Source organism: Variovorax sp. Varisp36 (genome assembly GCF_047304235.1).
Classification (GTDB): Bacteria; Pseudomonadota; Gammaproteobacteria; order Burkholderiales; family Burkholderiaceae_C; genus Variovorax.
Genome location: NZ_JBGLYU010000139.1, coordinates 1 through 236, shown reverse-complemented (window position 1 = coordinate 236; position 236 = coordinate 1). Strand labels below are relative to the sequence as shown.

Sequence of the window (236 nt, the reverse complement as noted above, 5' to 3'; positions counted from 1 at the left end):
AACCGGGGCCGTTCTTGCTGACAAAGCCTGGTCGTTCAGTACATGCCCAGGCCACCCAAAAAATGATTCGCGATGAAGAAGTGGTCTACGTAGATGCGCTCCTGCATGTCGAGGAACTCGGCGATGGGCACCCAGCGCACCACGGCCGCATCGTCGACCGCGCGCACCTCCGACACGCCAGTCCACAGGTTGAGCGCCAGCACGAATAAGAAGCCAAGCGTGATGGTGCCCCCGCC

The 236-nt window shown here is 61.4% G+C and carries 1 pseudogene; it reads right to left on the bottom strand.

The features are described 5' to 3' along the window. Positions 1 to 35: 35 nt before the first annotated feature. Positions 36 to 236 (bottom strand): annotated as a pseudogene (locus ACCD11_RS28490) (cytidyltransferase); the annotation flags it as partial.